The sequence below is a fragment of the Vagococcus fluvialis bH819 genome, from assembly GCF_900163795.1.
GTDB lineage: Bacteria > Bacillota > Bacilli > Lactobacillales > Vagococcaceae > Vagococcus > Vagococcus fluvialis_A.
In genome coordinates this window covers 13,723-36,189 of sequence record NZ_FWFD01000019.1, presented here as the reverse complement: position 1 = coordinate 36,189, position 22,467 = coordinate 13,723, and the positions used below count along the sequence as shown (strand labels likewise).

General features: G+C 32.7%; 22 protein-coding genes. All 22 read left to right on the top strand.

Going from position 1 to position 22,467, the window contains the following annotated elements; translation table 11 throughout:
* Positions 1–22: 22 nt before the first annotated feature.
* The 22 genes from FM121_RS13495 (at position 23) to FM121_RS13400 (ending at position 22,454) form a co-directional block, all read left to right on the top strand.
* Positions 23–367 (top strand): hypothetical protein, encoded by a 345-nt coding sequence (locus FM121_RS13495; protein WP_256958475.1) that lies wholly within the window; start codon positions 23–25, stop codon positions 365–367.
* A gap of 384 nt (positions 368–751) precedes the next feature.
* Positions 752–4,126 carry a prealbumin-like fold domain-containing protein gene (locus FM121_RS13490; RefSeq protein WP_143597095.1) on the top strand — a complete coding sequence of 1,125 codons (3,375 nt, stop codon included), beginning with the start codon at positions 752–754 and terminating at the stop codon, positions 4,124–4,126.
* A gap of 49 nt (positions 4,127–4,175) precedes the next feature.
* Positions 4,176–4,541, top strand: a complete 366-nt coding sequence (locus FM121_RS13485; protein WP_086952709.1) for a hypothetical protein — start codon at positions 4,176–4,178, stop codon at positions 4,539–4,541.
* Positions 4,542–4,559: 18 nt separating this feature from the next.
* Positions 4,560–4,709: a hypothetical protein gene (locus FM121_RS14525; RefSeq protein ID WP_179203887.1), complete on the top strand. Its 150-nt coding sequence runs from the start codon at positions 4,560–4,562 to the stop codon at positions 4,707–4,709.
* Positions 4,710–4,869: 160 nt separating this feature from the next.
* On the top strand, positions 4,870–5,199 hold the full coding sequence (locus FM121_RS13480; RefSeq protein WP_256958474.1) for a hypothetical protein: 330 nt from the start codon (positions 4,870–4,872) through the stop codon (positions 5,197–5,199).
* 14 nt (positions 5,200–5,213) lie between these two features.
* On the top strand, positions 5,214–6,656 hold the full coding sequence (locus FM121_RS13475) for a CpaF/VirB11 family protein (protein WP_256958473.1): 1,443 nt from the start codon (positions 5,214–5,216) through the stop codon (positions 6,654–6,656).
* Entirely contained in the window at positions 6,656–7,477 is an 822-nt protein-coding gene (locus FM121_RS13470; RefSeq protein ID WP_086952707.1) for a hypothetical protein, read from the top strand. The genes FM121_RS13475 and FM121_RS13470 overlap by 1 nt, the downstream gene beginning before the upstream one ends.
* A gap of 24 nt (positions 7,478–7,501) precedes the next feature.
* Positions 7,502–8,323, top strand: coding sequence for a hypothetical protein (locus FM121_RS13465; RefSeq protein ID WP_256958472.1), 822 nt, complete (start codon positions 7,502–7,504; stop codon positions 8,321–8,323).
* A gap of 18 nt (positions 8,324–8,341) precedes the next feature.
* Positions 8,342–8,701 (top strand): hypothetical protein, encoded by a 360-nt coding sequence (locus FM121_RS13460; protein ID WP_086952706.1) that lies wholly within the window; start codon positions 8,342–8,344, stop codon positions 8,699–8,701.
* 12 nt (positions 8,702–8,713) lie between these two features.
* Complete coding sequence (locus FM121_RS14520; protein WP_179203886.1) at positions 8,714–8,857, top strand: hypothetical protein; 144 nt, start codon at positions 8,714–8,716, stop codon at positions 8,855–8,857.
* A 12-nt stretch (positions 8,858–8,869) separates the two neighbouring features.
* Complete coding sequence (locus FM121_RS13455) at positions 8,870–9,118, top strand: hypothetical protein (RefSeq protein WP_086952705.1); 249 nt, start codon at positions 8,870–8,872, stop codon at positions 9,116–9,118.
* 19 nt (positions 9,119–9,137) lie between these two features.
* Positions 9,138–9,413, top strand: coding sequence for a TrbC/VirB2 family protein (locus FM121_RS13450; RefSeq protein ID WP_086952704.1), 276 nt, complete (start codon positions 9,138–9,140; stop codon positions 9,411–9,413).
* A gap of 65 nt (positions 9,414–9,478) precedes the next feature.
* Positions 9,479–11,293, top strand: coding sequence for a hypothetical protein (locus FM121_RS13445; RefSeq protein WP_086952703.1), 1,815 nt, complete (start codon positions 9,479–9,481; stop codon positions 11,291–11,293).
* Between the two features lie 11 nt (positions 11,294–11,304).
* Entirely contained in the window at positions 11,305–12,024 is a 720-nt protein-coding gene (locus tag FM121_RS13440; RefSeq protein WP_086952702.1) for a hypothetical protein, read from the top strand.
* Between the two features lie 14 nt (positions 12,025–12,038).
* Positions 12,039–14,930, top strand: a complete 2,892-nt coding sequence (locus tag FM121_RS13435; protein ID WP_256958471.1) for a VirD4-like conjugal transfer protein, CD1115 family — start codon at positions 12,039–12,041, stop codon at positions 14,928–14,930.
* Between the two features lie 13 nt (positions 14,931–14,943).
* Entirely contained in the window at positions 14,944–17,367 is a 2,424-nt protein-coding gene (locus FM121_RS13430) for a pLS20_p028 family conjugation system transmembrane protein (protein ID WP_086952701.1), read from the top strand.
* 52 nt (positions 17,368–17,419) lie between these two features.
* Positions 17,420–17,728, top strand: a complete 309-nt coding sequence (locus FM121_RS13425; protein WP_086952700.1) for a DUF5592 family protein — start codon at positions 17,420–17,422, stop codon at positions 17,726–17,728.
* Positions 17,725–18,345 (top strand): hypothetical protein, encoded by a 621-nt coding sequence (locus FM121_RS13420; protein WP_086952699.1) that lies wholly within the window; start codon positions 17,725–17,727, stop codon positions 18,343–18,345. The genes FM121_RS13425 and FM121_RS13420 overlap by 4 nt, the downstream gene beginning before the upstream one ends.
* 18 nt (positions 18,346–18,363) lie before the next feature.
* Positions 18,364–18,711, top strand: coding sequence for a hypothetical protein (locus tag FM121_RS13415; protein ID WP_086952698.1), 348 nt, complete (start codon positions 18,364–18,366; stop codon positions 18,709–18,711).
* A gap of 2 nt (positions 18,712–18,713) precedes the next feature.
* Complete coding sequence (locus FM121_RS13410) at positions 18,714–20,654, top strand: VirB4 family type IV secretion system protein (RefSeq protein WP_086952697.1); 1,941 nt, start codon at positions 18,714–18,716, stop codon at positions 20,652–20,654.
* Between the two features lie 2 nt (positions 20,655–20,656).
* The gene (locus tag FM121_RS13405) at positions 20,657–21,796 is read left to right on the top strand and encodes a bifunctional lytic transglycosylase/C40 family peptidase (RefSeq protein ID WP_086952696.1); all 1,140 of its coding nucleotides are present in this window, start codon (positions 20,657–20,659) and stop codon (positions 21,794–21,796) included.
* A 19-nt stretch (positions 21,797–21,815) separates the two neighbouring features.
* Complete coding sequence (locus FM121_RS13400; protein ID WP_086952695.1) at positions 21,816–22,454, top strand: hypothetical protein; 639 nt, start codon at positions 21,816–21,818, stop codon at positions 22,452–22,454.
* Positions 22,455–22,467: the final 13 nt, after the last annotated feature.

The window sequence follows — 22,467 nt, the reverse complement described above, 5'->3', positions numbered from 1 at the left end:
GATGGTAGAAAGGAGTGGGGATTTGGATAATCAAATCGCAATAGAGAAAACTAATGAGAGAAAGAGCCTTCCGGTTAAAAAGTCAGCGAAGAAAAAATTTAAAGCGGTAAGCCCGACTGATGTGTTACAATCGGCTTGGATAGTTAGAACTTTTGACGAAGACCGTTTCCTTAAAGTTTCGTTAAATGGTTTGTTCGTCCAGATTGGTAACTACTCGAATTTTCGTACGATTGATGAATTATATCCAGAGATACGAACTGTTGTTGACGCAAAAGGTTTAATCATTTCTAAAAGAAAAAACCGAAACAATCAACTGGCGTATTGCAAAGACAAAGGAAAATTCATACCGTTACCATTGAACTACTAATAAAAAATGTCCTTTGAAAATTTAATACGGCTCGTACTGTGGCAATGTCGTTTTGTTGCAGATAAAGGCGGAAGGCTATAAAGCGAAAAAACGACAAATAATCATTACATAAAATTATTTGCGAAGACACTTTTATGAAGTAGAGCGAAATTATTTTTAAGGTTTAAGCTCGAAAGAGTATGTGTTTCAAGCCAAAAAACACTGAAAACTCCGTTCAAGGAGGTGAGAAAAATATTATTAGCAATTAAATTGCACGAAAAAATTCGACATGTTAATGTCAGAGAAACAAATTTTAATTATAGTTGACCAGACTAGTGGAGGTAAGGCTGTCTGGCAATTGATAAAATGTTAGATGTGCCTTTCTTGTATAGAAGGGAGAGTAATATGAGTTTTAAGAAAAGAAGGTTCTTTTTGTCTGTTTGTATTTTAAGTGCTTTATGTACTGGCGTATTTGCTAGTTCTAGTTACGCAAAAGAGAAATCTGTTTTAACTGAAAAAGTCGGTGAAACAATTGAGCTTAAAAAACACGTTCTTTCAGATGAAACGAACGGAAATGCTGTGCAAGGTGCTGATGGATTGTGGTATGTAGTAGTCGAAAATGAAGAAACTTTGTTAATTCCAGAAACACCAGAAGTTATGTCGCCTTCAATAAAAAACGATGATGAAGCGATTGAAGTTGGTGTAGATAAATCTAGGCAAAGAAAGGCCGATAACGCCAAAGACGATGTATCTGATTTTGAAGATATAGATGTTAAAGACGTTCGATCTTTGCAATCTGCACTTAATGCAGAAGATTTCCCTTTTGTTGATGAATCCGAAAAAAAAGAAGCGTCCAGTACAGTTGAACAAGATGAAATCCATGAAAAAACGAAAACTTTTTTCGTTGAAAGGATTTTAGAAGAAACTAAAAATATGAATGATATTCCTAGTGGTTTTAAAGCTAGAAATAAAGCAATCGTTGCTTATGCAACGTCTAAATTATCAACGACACTTATTAGTCCGCCCTCTGGTTATGGTTGGGTTTTTTATATCATACTAAACAACGGTAGTTCTTATACAGAAAACTATTCTACTCGAAAAGTGATAAATGGTAAGGACGCTTTTTGTTTAGAACCCGGAATTGCCACAGGTGTTTCATACACATCGGCGAATTTAACAAGCTTTTTGAGCGTTAAGCAAGCTGAAAGGGTTTCGGCTTTGGTAACTGCATATAGACAAACCGGAGGATATAATCAAACTAATTATTTAGCTACACAGTTAGCTATTTGGGATAACGTGCCTACTAAGCCACGTTCTGTATCTATAACTCCTAACTGGCGAACGTCTATCGGAAATGCTAAAAAGGTAATTAACAATAGTGCTACATTGATTCAACAAGTTACCAAATTTAATAGAACGTCTGTTACTGTTAATCAAGGTCAAAATGCAACTTTCACGATTACTAATTCTGAAAAAAATGTAAGCATAAGTAGCGTGTCGAATGGTGGAACGGCTAAAATTAGTGGGAAAACTATAACGGTTAATACTAACAACGCCACTGCAAATCAAATTAAAGTTGTGATTTCAAAAGGCGTTACAGAAGCACAAGCTAAGGCGGAACCACAATATGTTTGGAATAGCGGATCGGCTCAAAAGCTAGTTACGGGTCTTTACAGAAAGAATGTTGCTACACTGACAGTTAATGTGAATCGTACTGGTGTTTTAGAAGTTACTAAAACCGGAACTGTAGACGGGAAACCGTTAAACAATGTAACTTTTAAAATATATGATGTAAAGAATAAAAAAGATTATAAAACTGGATTGAAAACAAACGCAACAGGCAAGTTGACTGTAAAAGATATACCTATAGGTGATTATTATTTACAAGAAACGGCAACCGTAACAGGATATACACTAGATAACAGTCAGTATAAGTTTACTATTACAACGAAAAATACAGTTTCTGTCCCTTATAAGATCGCAATAAAAAATAATTATTCGATTGCTGTTTCTAAAACAGTTTCCGATAGTGACGAAAAAAACGTTATTAATAATACGTTGTTTTCAGATGATAGTTTTTCTTACGAAGTATTATCTAGTGTGATCCGTAAATCTGGAGATAAGAATTTAACGAAAGTTCAGCTTACAGATCGTTTTGATTTTTCTAAAGTTGAGGTAAAAGAGGTTTTAGTTCTAAATGAAAAACAAACGAATGTCACGAATTTATTTGATGTTAAATTTGATTCAACTACAGGGATAGTTACCGGTACTGCTAAAGCAACAACTTTAGCGAGTGCGGATTTTTATAATCATTCGTATACTCTTAAAACAACTTTAAAGTTTAAAGAATCAATATTTACGGAGAAAAAGTTAGATATAAAAATGATACATAACGGAAAGTTAGAAGTTGGTTTGTTATCAGTGGATTCAAATAATGTATCAAGTGTATTGCCGGTATATCAAATGACTGTTAATCACTCGATCGTTGATAAATCTGATAAAAAAACGGTATTAGCAACGATGGAAAACACAAAAATACCGTTGTATCGTGGTGAAAAATATCTATTTAAAGCTATGTCTAACGGCAAGTTTAAAATTAATAATAAAGAAATCCCTTTTTATTTTGCAGAAGATTTAGGGGATAAGGAATACAACGGAAAGGCTACAAGTAGTCAAGTTGTTTCTTTTTATTATTATTCTATTAATCACGTTATCCAACTAGATGAAGTGACAATTGATACGAAGAATTTTAAAAACGGTCTTGAAGCAAAGGTTAGGTCAAGTCTTAGTAGCTTTATTCCTAATGCTAATGCGAACGATTTAAAAGCTAAGATTAAATTAGAAGTGACGCCTAAAAAAACTCAAAAAGTGTTGTATTCAAAAGAATATACTTTGTTAGAGTTAACGACTAATGATGGAATAGAACTTAAACTACCTGTAGAAAACTTTCTACTAGCAGATTCTAAAGATGATTTTTCTTTTAAGTTGATAGTCGTTGACAAAAATTCTTACTCTTTATCAAACTTCAATGAGGGGCAAGAGTTTTTATCTTTAGAAGGTTACACCGCTAGCGAAAGAATGTTAACTGCGAATTCTTCAAAGGACGCAAAATTAAGTTATTCTGGTGTTGTTAGAACTTTAGTAAATCGGGAAAATCCTAGTAAGACAGAATACGATTATGAAACGTTTAATATTAACTTGACAGCGATTAAAGATGTTCAAAGTGGTTATTCTAGAGAGTTTAATTTTATAGTGAATTATCAAAATCCTATTAATAAAGATACTTCTGAAATGCCAGAACTTGAAACTAGGCTTTATGTAACAGAAAACTTACTTGATACATCTATGACGCTAAAAAAAGAAAAAGGTTTATCTTATTATGAAATGGAAATTGTTGAGGCTGATAAGGAAAAAACAAAACAAGAATTATCAATTAAAATGCCAAAGATAATGATCGAGGAAAAAACCGGTAATTCGTATTTAAGTACATCAACAAATGGTAGTGAGTACAAGTTGATTGAAGGGGGCAGAGGGTTATATGTTCCGATTTGGATAGATACATTAGGGGTCTACAGTCCAGAATTTCAGAATGTAGGTGTCATTGGTGTAAATCAATTTAAATTCAAAGTTGTTAACCCAATGGAAGTATATGCTTTTATGTATGCCACTATTGGTAGTAAGACAGTACATAAAGATTCTATTCTATTAGAGCCGATTTATCCAGACACTAAGGTTCCTAATGGTTGGACAGAATCGCAAAAAAAATGGTTGCGTAATTAATATCTATCTGTTAGTCTTTAATCAGCAAAGCGAATAGGAGAAAATCAAAATGAGAGTGCATAGTTCGGGTTATGGGAACAGCGTTTTTGATGTAAGGCGTGAGTATAGAAGCGGTCAAAAAAAAATAATCAAATTGAGCGTATACTTTGCTTTGTTTAGCTTTGGATTCTATGTTTTGCGTTTTGTGTTTGAAATCAATATGGCGGTTATAAAGGACATGGCAATGAAAGCTATCTCTGGTGACATCGAGAGCATTAATCTTGATGTTTATGCTGATCGTTTTAAAAGTAATCAAGTGGTTGCGTTTATTATCAGTAGTTACTATGTGGTAGAAAAATTTGCCGGCAATGTAAAAACTTTTATAATCAATATTATTGATAAGTCACTTCTTTTTTTTAAGGAGAAAGTTAATTAGTAGAAAGGTGGTGTAATAATGGACGATAATTTAAATAAAATCATGTGGGCTATCGGTATTCTTGGACTTGTTGGGGGTATCATCTTGGTTGCCGGAAAAGCATTCCCAGAATTAACAACAATGGTTGTTGATGTTGTAAAATCAAAGCTTACTAATGGTTTCAATTAGTAAACACGAAAAAATCTACACAAGTTATTGATGTGTAAGTAAACTATATAAAGAACACGCAAAAAGAAAATTTTTGTGTGTTTTTTATTTTTAAGGAAGTGGCTATCTAATGAGAGATATACCGAAAATATTCTTAATAATATGTATAGGTGGGTTTTTTATGACGTTAATCTTGAATAATTCCATGCTTAGTTTTACGCAAGATTCCAATGTTAAAGGCATTACTGAAACGTTGAGAACAACGGCTATTGCTAATCGTGATGATAGTACAAGAGTTAAACAGGGTCAATTTAAAATAATGAAATCTGATTTTGAAAAAGATTTTAAGAAAAGTTTTGAAAAAAGTAAATTGGTAAAATCAAAAACATTATCTTATACATTTGATTATTTGCCGGACAGTTCAGATGGCATTAAAGCAATAAGGGTTAAAGTTGTTGGTGATGGTCAAGAATATCAAGCAACTTGTGTTGTTAATTTTGCCGAAAGTTAGAATGAGGTGAAGAATTGAGAATTATAAAAAGCGAAAATCCAGAAAAGGCAGTTGTCGTGAATGAACCACTTAAAGAACCTAAAAAAAGTTTTGTTCCTTCTTTTGATTTTGGTAAGAAATCACCTGTAGTAGAAGCATTGACTAAAGATGAATTAGTTGATTTTTTAACTACTGATATTTCTGGAATGGAAAAGCCGGTATCAGATGATCGTTTAGACGCAATTCGTGACGATATAACAACTTATTATAGTAAAGAGGTATTAGATGGTCTTACAGACGACACTATAAGGGTTAATCTGGTAGAAACAGTATTGAAACAATACAAGGCCATTCTTGGTAGTGACACTAAAAAAGCGAGAGAAAAAGCTGAATATATTGTTCGTGAATGTGTCGGAACTGGTGTAATTGAAAAAATCCTATTAGATGATAGGATCACTGATATTGGTTGGAACGGAAAGTTGTTGTCAGTTAAAACAAATGATAATAAATGGATCGTTGAAGGTGAAAAAGTTGGGATAACTCAAAAGTATATGGATCAAGTAGTATCTAAGTATGCTGTAGCTAATGACTTAGAAATTAATGACGGCAATCCGATTTTTAACGGAATGTTTAAAAATCTTCGTATATCAGCTACTTACCAAACTAATGCTCCAACTGGAACAACGGTGGCAATGCGTGTGGCAAGACCTCGATTAGCATTAGATAGAGAAAACTTTCACCATTTTGCACCAGATTACATGCTTGAATTTTTTGAAAAGGTTGTGCGAACAAAAAGCAATATTGTTATATCCGGTGAAACAGGAACGGGTAAAACAGAATTTCAAAAATTATTATTAAGTTTTATTGATCCGATTGATCGTATCGTGATGATTGAAGATGTACAAGAAACACACGCCCAAATTTTATTTCCAGATAAAGATATTTTTTCTTGGGTCACTGGTAATGGGCTGTCAATATCTGATTTAGTATCACAAAGTCTTAGAAATGAGCCACGATATATAATCGTAGCGGAAACTCGTGATAAGGAAGCTTATGAAATGTTAAAAGCTATTTTGTCCGGACACTCGGTTATAACTACGCTCCATGCGATTGATTGTAGAGCGATTCCTAGAAGGTTTGTTAATATGTGTGCGTCTGGTTACGACATTAACGAGGAATCAGTAGAATCGGATATTAATAGATACTTTGATTTTGGTTGTCATATCAAGAGTGTTAAAGTTGATGGAAAAACAATCAGATACCTTAATGAAGTAGTTGAATTTAACCAAAACGAAACAGTGACTTTGTTTAAACAAAAATTCGTTAGAGGTGAATTTATTTGTGAGGTAGGCGGTGAATTGTCAGAGAAATTCAGAGAACGTATGCACGAAAGATTTATTGAATTTGAATTTCCAACAGAACCGGAAGAAATCGAGGATCAAACTGACGATAGTGTTCTATTAGAGGTGGTCGAATAATGGATATAAAAAAAGTTACAACAAAAAGAAAAGGGCTTGTGGATCTAAATGAACTAAACGCTATTCAAGTTGCTTATGGAAAGCCGATAAACCACAAAGATTACTTGAATTATGTTGGTATACCGGCATTTTTTCTAGCCTTATTCAGTTTTTTATTACTTTTCTATTGGTGGGTGTCACTTGGATTCGCTGTTTTGGGGGCTGTTTACGGCCTTAAAGTAATAATGCCCAAATCAATTAAAAGGGCATACGAAATGGCTAGTTTGAACGAAAGAAATTCTTTTATCAATAGCATGACGCAAATTTTAACTGATAAAAATAAGACCGTTTCAAAGGCTTTAGAAATAGTAGCAAGTCGTTTAAGTGGTGAATTAAAAGAAGACGTTGAAGTTTTGTTGGCTCGTACAACGGGAGCTGATCGTTTTCAAGTATCAAAAGCATTTTCTATGATTAGTAAAAAGTATGAAAAAGATGTTGTCTTTTGTCAATACTTAGAACAACTTGAAACTTCAATTTATGAAGGTAGGGAAAATGTTGATACGTTTAAACAAATAAAAACACATCATAAAGACGTTTTGCTAAAAACAAATAAATTTCTATCCATTAAAAATGGCCACTTAATGAATATGAAGATCATGTTATCTGCAATCTTTTTATTCATAATTATGGCTATTTTTTCTAATACGCCAGAACAATATTACAATCAATATTCAAGGCATATAATCGGTTGGATTACTAGCGGGGTATACATGGCCGTAATTTCAACGTTGATTAGTGGTTTTTTTAAAAAGTATTTTGATGATGAAATTATGAGCTTATGATCGGTCTGGTAGGAAGGAGTTTATATGAAAAAATTTGTTGAAAGTTACAAAATGAAAAAAGGAACAAAGAATATTATTAAAAGTTCCCAAAAAAACAAAGTTAAAATAACCAGACGGAAAAACGGTGTTTTTATCGACTTGTTAGGTAATGATAGATACGAAAAACTTTTAGAAATGGGTAATAGCAAAAGCTTTATTTTGAAATGGCAAAGAAAAAGAGTGATTAATGCGGTGGTTACTATTTCTATAGGTGGCTTGTTATCTTTGGGATTTGGGAAGTTTCAATTTGTAGGGATCACTACAGCAGTAGCGGTGGCGTTATATGTTTTACAATCTATGAAAGTAGATACGATTTATAAGCAGTTTAGATTTGAACGCCATCTAGCTTTTTCTAAGTTTACAAGAATGTTAGTGCCATATTTGCAACAAAAAAAAGATGGTGGTAATTTATATGGCGTATTTAATAAAATTCTTAAACGGTTAGATCATGAAACAGATAAAAAAATATTACAGCGATTAATGCAAGAAATGAGAGATAATCCGAAAGAAATTCAGCCATTTATCGACTTTGCGAAACGTACTTCTGGAACTAATATGAGTATATTATTTATGTGTACTATTTTTGATGTTAGTCAAGGGTATGCTGATTTAGATGTTGTTAAAGAATTAGATGAAATGGCTTCTCATGAATTAATGATTGGAATAGATTCGATCATAGAGTATAAATCACGTAAATTTAATACTTATCCAACTAAGTTTGTAATGTCAGTAATGATTATTATGGTTGGTATTGGAACGGCCAGAATATTACAAACAATTCAAGAAATGTTTCTATCTAACTTTTAAAAAAGAAAGGTTGATTTTATGGAACATGGAATCGCTGAATTAGCAAAAATTTACATTGGTTTTATGTTGATATTGACCGTTGTTAGTGCCGGATTATTTATGTTTCAAGTACAAGATGTTAACACATTTAAGCAATCTGTTAACTATCAAATTGAGCGTTCTGGTGGCTTAACAACCGAAGCAGTCAATAATATTAATAAACATTCAAAAGAAAATTTCGGCGGTAAATATACAATTAAAAGTAGTCAATTAAATAAAAAACTTGATTACGGTTCACAAGTTGACTATCAAGTAATAGCAACTATTCCAATCGTATTTTTACCGATACCAGATGTGAACCTAGTTTTCGGTGGGAATTCAGTTTCTCAAATTCGATAAGGTGGTTTTAATATGGACGATAATTTAGCTCGGATAATGCTACTATCTGCCGGATTTATTGTAATGGTTGGAGTGATAGCAATTATTTCAACACATTGGGAAGAAATTCTAGGGATAATAGAAGTAATTAATCAAAAACGAATTATTAAAATGTAAAGGGGAATATACATGAATCATACAGTACCTAGTAATAACAATTCTACGCAAGTTCCAGAAACTAAAAAAGAAGAAAAAAAGAGACGGGCAACTAAAAAGGATCAATTACTAATTGATACGGATTTAATTATTAAAAGTCAAGGGCTAACGCCTACGGCTTTTGACAAAAAAGTTGTCAAAGAAGCTAGAGAAGCCTTGTTAAATGAATTTTTAGGCGGTTTCTCTGTTGCAGAATTACTAGCAGTAAATAAAAGCAAATAAAAATTAGGAGTGTGAAAAAATGTTTACAAATGTTTTATCAAAATTAGGTGTACTACAAAGAATGGACTTCTTTGATAACGTTAATAAATTTATGTCAAATATGACAGGAAAACTACAAGGTGTATCATTATCAGTAATCATTTTCTGTGTATCTGTTACTGGTTTAATGTTCTTATTTGGTGAAGGGCCATCAAGAACAGCTAAAAAATGGTTAACGTATATTGTTATTGGTGCTTGTATCGTGTTTGGGGCATCAACTATTGGGAATACAATTAAATCAGTTGGTGGATTTTAATATATCTTTGAGGGAAGCAAATAAAAAATGCTTCTCTCTTTTTTTTTAAGAAAGGAAAGTTGATAATGGATAATAGATTTCAATTTAGTTTTGAAGCGGTAGACAAAAAGATTTTGAGAAAAAATAAAGATTTTAAAAGCAAAAACAAGTATTCTTTAAAAGAAGTGGACAGTTTAATTAATTGGATTCAAAATAATTGGAAGTACCAATCTGAAATTGCTTTGGTATGTCAAGATAAACAAGAAGGTGATACATTAGCATTTGATGTTATTTCAGTCACGCCTTTTTCTATTGGCGGAAAAGCGATAGACATTATGCAAGAGATTGAACAGCAGTTACTTTCTCTAAATGCAGATGTTTTAAGCAATCCAGATGATTTATTTTTAGCATTTAACAACCAATTCAAAAATGAGCCAGATATTCGGCCATTAGAAAATAACAACGGTCATAACGAAAAAAACGTGCCGGCTTCAAATAATAAATTTTCACTAGGGTTTTTAAAGAAAAAAGCTAAAGAGACGATTACTAATACTAATTTGACTGAAAGTATCTTTGAACCAGAAGACGAATTAGAATATGAACCCGATCCGGTAGTAGTTAGCGAAAGTGACACGTTGGCCAATGATGGAAGCGAAGACTTACAAGCTGACGATCCAGAATCACTTATGATTCAAGATGATGAATTGATCGATGAAGACGATTATTACGAAGACCCAGAAGAAACTGACATAAATCAGCCAGAAAGTTTTTATCCGGCTACAAGTAGTCAAATTCCGGAAGGTGGCTACAGTCCGGCTAATCAACAATATCATGTACCTGTTATTCAAAAGAAACATGAATCAGTTAGACTTGTACCTTATGAAGAATATGTGGAGATAGACGATACTATTCTAAATGCAATAAGTACAATGGAAAAGAAGCTTAGTCCAGAAAGTTTAATTAACTTTGTTGGTATTGCTAGTAAAGGGATCACGAATACCAAAATTGAAAAATATCGCATTGATTTTGTTAAGCGAACTTTATCAGAAGTCAAATTCGAGCGTTTGCGTGAACATCATAGAACTGAAACAAGCCGTTTGGTAAGTGAATATGTATCTAGCTTGAAAAAAGGTGTAACGAGGGCTTGGGGCGTTAACTATGAAGAAAAAGCAATTGAAAATAAAGCCGAATTATTAGAAATGTTAAATGAAACAGCACAAACGAGAATTGCTGATTTCACTGAAAAGCAAGAAAACATTTCAAACGAAAAAGTGAAAAAATTACAGGCAGAACAACAAATTGCGTTACAATCATTTTTAGCTAAACAGCAAGCAGAGTATGATTTAGTTGTTGCTACAGAATCAGAACGTGTTAGATCGCTAACCGATACATTCAAAGATTCTACTACAAGCGAATTAAAAGCTAAAAAAGAAGAAGTTATCGACAATGAGTGGTGCAATGTTAAAAATGCTACAAATGTTCTATTGATTGACGGAAAACAGGAACTTTCTGATTCAACGTCCGTAGATATTCAACTTGCCAATGATGATGTTTGGAATAAAGCGATGGAGTATATTATAGAAATTCAAGAAATTTTAGAACAAAAAACGCCATTGTGGGCTTCTGAAATTAAAGAATTTAGCCAACTTGAAGAACAAGAACATAATCGTAAAGTTTCCAGTGAAGAATTACGTTTGAAATCAGAACGACTTGAAATTGAACGGGCAAAAGCAGAAGTTGATTTAGAAAAAATGAAACGTACTCAACAAGAGTTAGACATGGCTAACCTTAAATTAGAAAAAGAATCGGGCAAAAATGAATTGTTAGAAATGCGTTTATCACAACTGCAAGAAGAAAAACAATCATCAAAACCAAACATGCTGAAAAAAATTATTGGATAGGGGTGTAAATAATGACTGTATTTACAAATAACATGACGGTTAAGGGAAGAATTAACCATATCGGTTCACATGTAGGCGAAAAATTTTCAACGTTATTTTTGAAAATAGGATTTAAACATTCTTTTTCTAATGGCAACGAAGAATACGAATCAGTAAATGCTCGAATTACGGTGAAGATTGATAACGAGGGTAAGCCGGTAGTTAAAAATAATAGTGCCAGATCTTTACAAAATGTTAATATTTTTAATTACTTAAATAATAATGCTGTTGTTGGTATGCCAATAGAGTTATACGGGGCTGTACGGGGAAGTGATATGGCGTATGTAAATGGTTATTGGAAATTGTTTAAATCTCTTACAGAAGACGAGAGAGCCGTTTACGAAGCAACAAAGATCGCTAAGAACGAAACGTATCTTTATATTGAAGAAGCACAACTTTTAGCTAGAAAAGAAGAATTTCTAGCACGTCAAGAAAAACAAGAACCAGACGGCCAACAAGAAGGAATGAAGGCGGAACAGGAAAAAATAAATGACGCTGAAAAAGTTGAAGAAAAAGATTTAGATAATGATGAATTGGAAGTTATCGAAGCAGAAATCATTGAACAAAATGAAGCGAATAGAAGACAAAAAGCGTCAATGAGTGGTCAAGGAAAACGTGAAGGATATGTTCCTTTTGATTCGGTGGTCTTTCCAGATATTTTAGTTGATGATCCAATTGATTTGCCGTATTAAAGGGGGCATAAAGATTGAAAATAACGAAAAGTACGCCCCGAAAAAATGTAAGAGATTTATTAAAAAAAGGTTTGACCAGTGCGAATAATATTGAAATATCCTCTATTATTTCAAAAATAAGACGTCCTAAAAATCAATATCATAAAAATGGAATTGATGGTGAAGATTTACCAGAAAAAGAACAAGTGATTAATAAAAAATTAATTTTATTAGGTTTGCTTGCCGGCAATGTTGTTTTCTTCTTTGGTAATTATGGTATTAATATGTTTTGGAACTTTTTAGACAGTATCATGACTTCTGATAAAAGTTTGTTAGACAATAATATTAATACCTCTTTTAACTTTAAATATTTCTTTGTTAATAGTGGCGGTAGTAAGTTATTTATCCCGATGTATTTTATAATGGTTCTCGGAATTACAACACTTCTATACGTTAAACTAAAAAGAAATTCAAAAGAAAGTATCGCCTACGGTCAAAAAGGGGATAGTCGTTTAGCAACTATTAAAGATATTCAACAACAATATGCGGAAATTCCAGAAAAAACAGTAACATATAAAGGGATAGGCGGTGTGCCTATTTCACATTATATGGATAAATATTATGTTGATGTTGATACAGTTAATACTATTGTTCTTGGGGCTTCTCGTTCCGGTAAAGGTGAAACTTTCATTGTGCCAATGATTGACAATTTAAGTCGTGCGACTGAACAAAGTAATATGGTTGTCAATGATCCAAAAGGTGAGTTGTTTTCTGCAAGTAAAGAAACGTTAGAAAAAAGAGGTTATCGGGTACTTGTTTTAAATATTGATGATCCATTACAATCAATGTCTTTTAATCCATTGCAACTAGTTATTGATTCTTGGGCTAACAAAGATTATCACGAAGCAAGCAAGAGAGCGAATACGTTAACCGCCATGCTGTTTGCTTCTGGTATGGGTACAGATAACGAATTCTTCTATAAGTCGGCTAAATCGGCCGTTAATGCAATAATTTTAACTATCGTAGAAGATTGTTTTAAAAATAATGCAATTGAAAAAATCACAATGTACAATGTCGCCCAGATGTTGAATGAATTAGGTAGTTTGTTCTATACAGATCCAACTAATCCAAACAAAGAATTAAACGCCTTAGACGAATATTTCAATACGTTGCCACAAGGTAATCAAGCGAAAATTCAATACGGTTCAACAAGTTTTGCGGGTGATAAGGCCAAAGGTTCAATTTTATCTACGGCTAGTCAAGGTATTGAAATGTTTACAAGTGATTTATTCGGTAAATTAACAAGTAAAATGTCAATTGATTTGAAAGAAATCGGTTTTCCAAAATCATTGCAATTTAGACTTGATACGTCATTAACTGGAAAACGTGTTTTTGTAAGGTTTCTTAGAAAAGAAGGTAATACTTTAACTTTAATAAGTGAAAATCGCATTAAGGTTAAGGCGTTAGGTTTATGTGTGTTAAATTTTGATGAACAGCTAAAACATGGGGATATTTTGGAAGTTGTTTATAAAGAATCTGACAGTAAAAAACAGCACGTTAGATATTCAATGGATTTCAGCGGTCAGATAAAAGATCCGCATGATTCAAGTGTAGAATTAAGAAAATATAAAACTGGAAAAGGTTTTACTGCCTTATCTACAGAAAAAATAGTTTTAAAATATACTGATAAACCAACGGCCGTATTTATGGTTATTCCGGATTATGACCCTAGTAACCATGTTATCGGTTCAATATTTATCTCACAATTATATACAGAATTAGCGACTAACTGTAAAGATACACCATCAAAAAAATGCTTTAGACGAGTACACTTTATTTTAGATGAATTTGGTAACATGCCGGCCATAGATAATATGAGCGGTATTATGACCGTTTGCTTAGGTCGTAATATATTGTTTAATCTAGCTGTGCAATCGTATAGTCAGTTGGAAGATAAATACGATAAAGGGGCTAAAACAATTAAAGAAAACTGTCAAAATCACATTTTGATTATGACTAATGATCCAGATACAATCGAAGAAATATCCAAAAAATGCGGTAGGAAAACAGAAGCTGTATATAGTTCAAACGGAAAACACATGGATATTGACCCGTCAATTGGCCGTAGTGCTGACGAACAGCGTTTGATTACGCCAGAACGTGCTAGTCAATTAATTGAAGGTGAACAAGTAATTTTAAGAAATCTGCATAGGCAAGATAAAGATAGAAATAAAATTAGACCGTTTCCGATATTTAATACCAAAGAAACTAACATGCCCTATAGATGGCAGTTTTTAAATGATGATTTTGATACAAGAAAAGATATAAATGATATAGATATTGAATGTTCACATATTGATTTATCGCTATATGATAATTTGATTCCTTTTGCGTCCTTTATCAAGGATTTAAAAACCAGATTACATTACTCCATTTTAAATAAAACTAAAATTACTATGAAAGATTTTGAATTATTTAGTCTTTTACCACCTAAACAACAAGAACAATTTGATTATGAAGAAATTGTTAGTTTGTTAGAAAATGAAAGAAATCAAAGTAATGTGGTTGATATGGAAGCGAAAAAAATAGATGAACAACTAAAAAATTCAATAAGTAGTTTTAGAGAAGTGGTTGAAAGTTTAAAATTAAGTTTTAAACGTGTTCCGGAAGATCAAATAAATGAGGAACAAATCCAATTTTTTGAAAGACACTTATTTAGCAAAGATTTTTGTCAAATGATGTTGGACAGTCATATACAATCAATAACTTTAGAGGACTTAATGAAGTTTATTCCAGATATAGAAGCGTGTTTAAAATTAACTCAACACGTCACACTAACTTTAAAAGCTCCTGTGGTTATCATCAAAAATGCTACGAAAGTTAATGAATCTATGGAAAGGCTGTTAGACGTTACCAAAGTAGCGTAAAGGGTGTGTAATAATGATAAGTAAATTAAATAGTCAAAAAGCAAAAGTAATTTATTTTGCGAATAAAAACCATAAAAAGATTTTATGGTTTTTATTTTTTAGTTTAGTAGTAATGATGATAGTGTTGCCGACTAGTGCTTTAGCTAGTTTTTGGGAAGATGATGAAGACATTTTAAATTTTCTAGTGAAGTATAAAGAAAACTTGAAATATACTAAAGGCGGTTGGGGAAGCGTCTTGGTGCAATCATTAACATGGGGGATTGTTCGTGGTGCTTATTGGATATGTGTTAAGGTCGAAGGCTTAGTTCCGGAAGCTTTGTCACTATTTAGTTTTGTAAATGGAAGTGGTGTGAATTCCGTTTATAATGCTGTTTTAAATACAATAGTAGTCACTCTTATGATTTTATCGCTTGTGATTATTGGATTTAAAATGATTACTCAAAAAGGGTCGCCAGACTTTAAAACGGTTGGAATGAACGTGGTTATGTCGATAACTTTAATTCTATTAATGCCAACAATGATTACATCTGGGATTCAATTTGCAAAAACTTTTTATTCGGACGCAACTTCTATTTCAAAAGGTGATAATGGTGTAGCTTGGAAGCTGATAGAAGACGGCGTAACGGATATTGTTTATATTAATAAACAAAATGGTTATGACCGACTAGGAAAAGAAGCCGAAAAGAAAAATGCTCTAAAAGCAAAAGATTTCTTTGTTTACGATTTGGGGGAAATTGTCACGCCCGATAGTGCGAAGGATCTTGAATCGGATAATAAAAATGCTAAATATTTAAAATATAAATTGACGACTGACGGTGACGGTAATCAAGTTGCTGTCAAAATAGATAAAAGTTGGATGTCAGTTTTTTCCGATAGTTTTAAGGGTGGTTATTACCGATATACTAAAAATACTTTTTCTTTAGTAATTGGCATGGTTGCTTTATCGGTGGCTTACCTTTTTAGTGCTTTTGTAATAATAACGGCCATCTTAGAATTAGCTTTTAAACGTGTTTTAGGGGTCTTGGTTTTTGCTACAGACCTAGAAACAGGTCAACGATCTAAAATGGTAGTATCAGATGTTTTAAGCTGTTATTTGACAGTAGGGTTTCAAGGTCTTGGAATGAGTTTCTTTGCTTTATTTATAACATATCTCGGCTCTGGCGGTGGGGCGTCTACCAATCCAATTTTAAAAGCTATAGCTTATGTGTGTGCCGTCTTTGTCTTAATTAAAGGATCAAGCACGATAATGAGATACTTTGGCATTGATATTGGTGTAAGTGACGGGTTCGGAAAAATTTCAAGCACTTTAGCGTTAGGTTCTATGGCACTTAGAAATAGAAAAAATGGTTCTTCTGGAAAAGCAGAAAAAGGATCAACCGATTCAGAACCAGAAAAGAATTTTGGGGCTTCTATCCAAAATAGAGCAAATAGAGCAACACAAGGTCTTTCATACGCTAAAGAGCGTGGTTTTAAAGGGTTAGCTAAAGATGGTTTAGAAAGTGTTGGTAATCAAGCTAAGAAGCCTGTAGAAGCATTTAAAACGTCTGCTGAAAACTTGAAAAACAGTGCCAATGACGGAACGGCCGAAGCGATTAAGAAAAACATGACTAAATCGCCAGTAAGTAAACCAGAAGAAACAGGTAATAATATTGAAAGTCTTGATAAAACAAGGATATCTCGTAAATTACCTTCTGAAAATGTAGGATCTACTTCTACCGGCAATGATGAACAAAAACGTTCTGAAGCAATGAAAAATCAAGCTTCAGTTAATGAGCAAATGAAGCAAGATATTAAGCAACGAATTATTAAAGATTCAGCAAGCGAAACAGAAAAAAGTCGTGAAGCCTTTGTTAGAGAGCGAATGGAAAAGGCAACTGCAAACGTACCTCAAACAAGGTCAGAAATGCTTAAACAGCAATCAGAATCGAATAATATTAATGATAACGAACGTGTAAAACAGGCAAGAGAAAATCTAACGAGATCTGTTGATCTAAAAGAAAACTCTCATGGTTCTGGATCGGGTGTAAGGGAACAAGCTGTTAATCTTAAAGAAAACGTTCAAAATGCTAGTTCCGGTGCAAGAGAACAGGCAGTTAATCTTAAAGAGAACGTACAAAATTCTGGATCTGGGATAAGAGAACAGGTTGTACAAGAAAGAGTTCAAAGAGATCCTAGTGCCAGTATGACAAGTCAGCGGAATCAAATTGTAAAAGAATCAACGGACGGAATAAATGAAACAAGCGAACGTACTCAACGTGTAAACATTGTAGAACAAAGAAGTAATAGTGTTGACAGTAGCGATAAGGTAAAAAATGTTACGGTCAAAGAAAATATTGAAACTGGTCAAGCAACACCAATCAATAGAAGTAACAAAGGAAGCATAGAAAAAAATCCTTTATTTAGTAGCAACAAAAAGAAAAATCCATTTTTTGATTAAGCAAAAGGCTGACAAATAAAATTGTCAGTCTTTTTTTATAGGAGGAAAAAAGATGTATAGAAACCCAAAAAATATAAAACAAGAAATTAAATTATTTTTCTTTTATTTATTGGATCTTGGGATCATTTCAGCGTGTGTAATGTTTAGTGTTTATTTTGCAAAATTATTGCCAATATCTCCATACATGAAACTTTTATTTTACGGTCTATCTGGTGTTGTTGGTTTATGGTTATGCGTTAGGACGCCGGCACACCCGAAAGAAAGAAATTTGCAAATTGTCTTTCACATGTTTAGTAGAGATAAAAATAAATATCATGACGTAGAATTTAAGAGAACTAAGAGGGGGAAAATTGAATTATGAAAGTTGTTGAATCAAATCAAGAAAGTCCTATTATAAAAGCCAAAAATTATTTTTTGTCTTTTATTGTTTCGGCAGATAAAAGTATTACGGATCGTTTCCCTTATAAAAGGGTGCTAGATGATGGAACATTAGTTACTAAAAATAATACTTATCAAGCATACCTAAAAGTAAAAACAACGGATCTAACTTCAATTAGTGAAGATGGATTTATGCGACTGGTTAATAAATTAACTTATTTGAATAGAGTTTTTTTAGATGATTTTAAAATCGTGTCGCTAACCTATCCTACAGAAACGATTGAACAAGGCATGTACTGGAAAAGAAGAATAGCACAAGCAAAGAGAGAATTATTTAATAACGAACATGCCCACTTAGATACTTATTTAAAATGGAATTTGAAATTAGCTTATGATAATTTATCTCGTGTTGATTTCGTATCGACATTGCCGGAATTAACATTTTCTATTGTTGTTTACGGAAAAACCAGAAAAGAATTAAAAAATAATGTTGAAGTTATTCGTCAAGCCGGCGGTAAAGAATTAAATTTACGAGTACAAACGCAAGAAGAAGTTACCAATATTGTAAAAAAATTACTAAATATGAATTCACCACTATAAACACAAGGAGGGATCAAGGTGATTATTGAATTAGAAAAAGGTAAAGTTCATAACGTGGCTACTTGTAGTCATGTTATGTGTGACGTTAAAAAAAATAAATGTGAAAAAAACACTTTAATTATTAGTAATATAGTAGGCCATTATCCAGAAGGTGTTAGGGTGATACAACAACCGTTGATCGACTTACAAATGCTAAACCTTTTAGATGATATTTTGGAATGTTATAGCCAATATAATTATATTATTTTAGATAGTTATATTAGTGAAACGAAACGAGAAATAATTTTAAATAAAATGGATAAGATAGCCACGAAAAATAAAGTGGTTATCTTATCCATTCAAAATGAAAAAATGGGGGCTGTTTAAATATGTTAGCGACAAAAAAGCAAGTTAGAACACTAATCGAACAAGGTTACGATTTAAACTTTATCGAAAAAGTACAAACTAAAGGTGGTTTGAAATTTGGTGAACGTCATATATCTACAGGCGATGGTTATGTTAGTTGTATTGCTGTGTATGAATTTGCCGAAGATGTTAACTCCCGTTGGTTAATTGATATTATGGGGATCACTGACACTGTGGCAACGCTTGATATTGCAACTGCTGATAAAGAAGATTTGTTGAAAAAAATAAATACTTCAATTGGTGAGTTGGATTATAGATCTACAAATGAAAATAGAACAACTGATAAAACGGACGCTGTTTTAGATAAATATAACTTAGAAGATTTTGCCTTAGAAATCACTAAACGAGGTGAAGTTGTTAAAGTTGTTCAAGCTAGAATTTTTGTTTATAACGATTCTTTAGAAGAATTAGAGAAAAAAATTGCTGAAATCAGAAAAGATTTGGGAAGTGTTAATCATAAAGCAGTAGTACCGTTATTTCGTATGGATCAAGAATGGCAATCCCTTTTTGAAAATTGTTCATCACAAGAAGCACAAATTTTCGCAAGAAAAGGACTAACAGTTCCGGCAAAAAATATTGGTGGCGGTATTCCGTTTCATCATAAGGCTTTAAAAGATCCGCAAGGCTTCTATCTTGGTACAACGTCAACTGGTGGTGCATTTATTTTCGATCCGTTCTATTCAACACAACAACGCCGGTCTTTTAATGGATTTATTTTAGGTAAAATGGGCTTTGGTAAATCTACAACCTTAAAACAATTTCAAGAAGGTTTACAAGCTAAAAATTGCTTTATTAGAGGGTTTGATAAGTCTGGTGAATATGAAGAAATGGTTCGACAATCTGGGGGCGTATACGTTGATTTAAGTGGTGGTGATATGACGGTTAATCCTTTACAAGTCTATTCAACCGTAATTGATAAGTTTGGTAATGTTGACGAAAGCAAAAGCTTTCAGAATCACATGACTAAATGTTCTAATCAATTAAGATTCTTAGAACCAGATATTCCTAACTCGGCCATTCGTGAATACAAACTATTACTACAGGAATTTTACTTAGAAACGGGATTACTTCCTAGAACATGGGTAACGGCAAAAGATGATAACGAACGTAATTCATTAAATACGAATATTTGTAATTTAAGAAATGAACAATATCCAATCTATGAAGATTTTTTATCATATATGAAAGAACGACAATACAAATTAAAAAATCCAACGCCGGAACGTGTGCGTGATATTGAAATGGTTATCTTAATTGTAACTGACATGTGTGTTAGCAATCCTCAAATCTTCAATGGTATAACGACAATGCCGAATTTTGATACAACTAAAATTGTTTACTATAACATTGATAATATTAGTAAATTAGATGAACCCGTTTTTCATTGTCAATTATTTACGGCACTAACGACTATTTGGAATAGTGCGTTACAAAACGGAAAAACACAAACAAAGCTAATTAGAGATAAGAAAATTCAGTTACAAGATTCTTTAGACTTCATGGTGTTAATTGATGAGTGCCACAATGTTATTAATGCAAATAATAAATATGCTTGTAAGTATGTGTTAAGTTTTCAACGTGAAATGCGTAAAATGAGAGCCGGTGTTTACTTTGCAACACAAACCCCAGAAGAAATTATTCCTAAAGATGGTTCATCAGAAGTAGCAGATATTATTAGAAATATTTTTAACCTATGTACTTTTAAATGCTTCTTTAACTTAGATTCAGCATTATTAGAGGACTTGAAAAAAGTATTAAAAAATAGTGTAACAGATACAGAATTGATGTTATTACCTAACTTAAACGTTGGTGAAGCAGTTGTTCAAACAACGGGGGAAGATACTTACTTAGTGTTCTTTGATCCAGAGAAAGACCAACTAGAGCGGTTTAATGGGGGGGAATAAATATGGAACAGCAACCTCAAAAAAAGAAGCCTAATAAAATAGGTAAAAAAATAAATAAAGGTATAACAAAAAAATACGGTAAATTATTTAAGATTAAATTTTGGGCTATAGTTGGTATTGTTGGATTGATAGTAATGTTGGTTATTGGTGTAACGTCTTCTATGCAGTCTTTCACGTCTAGCAAAAAAAGCAGTGGCTCAACTATAGTTGGTGGCTCAAAACCTTTGTCAGAAGATGTTAAAAAATGGCAAAGCGTAGTTGAGCGTTATTGTAAAGAACATGGAATACCGGAAATGGTTCCGTACGTTTTAGCGATAATGCAAGTTGAAACGGGCGGAAGGTATGCAGATTTAATGCAGTCAAGCGAATCTTTAGGTCTGCCAGTTAATACATTGACAGAAGAAGCAAGTATCGAACAAGGGGTTAAATATTTAAAAAGTGCTTGGAATTTATCAAAAGCTAATGGTAATGACGTGGATATGTTGGGTGTTGTCCAGTCGTATAATTTCGGTACGGCGTATGTTTCCTATCTATCCCGTAATTCTCTAACTCATAATGTTGATGTTGCTGAACAGTATTCTAAAACTGTAGTTGCACCTAGTCTTGGAAATTCAAGCGGTGCAACTTATAGTTACGTTAACGAGGTATCACAAAAATATTTAAAGCCTTACCTATATACTAATGGCGGTAACTTTTTATATTCTTACTTAGTTCAACAATATTTAGGTGGGAATGGAAGTGGTGTTCCAACAAATCCATCAGAATTTTTCGATCAAATGCGTGATGAAATGGAAAAATTTAATGGTTTTCCTTATGTCTGGGGTGGCAAATCTCCAACAACTGGTTTTGATTGTAGTGGTTTAACTGGTTATCTTTACATGAAAATTTTAGGTGTAGATATTTCAACGTATACAGTTACACAATATGAAGCAAGCGAAGCAGTATCGTTAAGTGAAGCACAATCGGGGGATTTAATTTTCTTTAGGGGAACTTATGGATCACCAGATTTTATTTCTCATGTGGGTATTTATGTAAACGAAACGACAATGTACGATTCAAACGGTTCTGGTACAGGTTATCATAATTGGCAAGATTCGTATTGGCAAAATCACTCGCCAGAAATTAGACGAGTAAAAAACTAAAAAATAAGAGGTGTACTAAATGATGAAAGATAGTAAATATTTGAAAATTGCGGTATTAGTTTTGATTAGTGTTTGTCTAATAGGGGGAATGTTATTAAACCAAAGTCGCATTTCTGCGAAAAAAGAAAAGATGGATTTAGCGTCAACTGTTGAACGGCTTGAAGGTGAAAATAAAAAAATAAAGGAAAATTATGAAAACTTGTACGGCCGTATTAAAGAAAACGAATCAAAAGAAAACGATTCAAGTGTGGCGTTTAAAATGAATGAGGTAGCGAATAAATTCGTTACTTTATATCCAGTATATGATATTCAAACTATATCGGATAAGAAAAAACAATTAAATGAACTATCAATAAAAAATGTAGCTAATACTATTGTTCCGGAAGATATGATTAAGGAAAGTGAAAAATTAAAAGAAAGTCCAGAAGATTTAAACTCGGTTTATTCTTCTGACCCAACTTTTAAAAGCTTCTATGAAGACGCTGAAACGTACACGCAATACATTAGTGAAGATCTAACTAATTACTTTTCAAAGATCACTTACAATACAACAAGTAGCTCTGGTGACACTGTGAATACAACTTATATTGAATTTAGCGTTGAAAATGTTGAAGGCAAATTTTTAGTTACTAAAATTAATGTCCTCTACTTCAAATAAAAAGGAGTGTCAA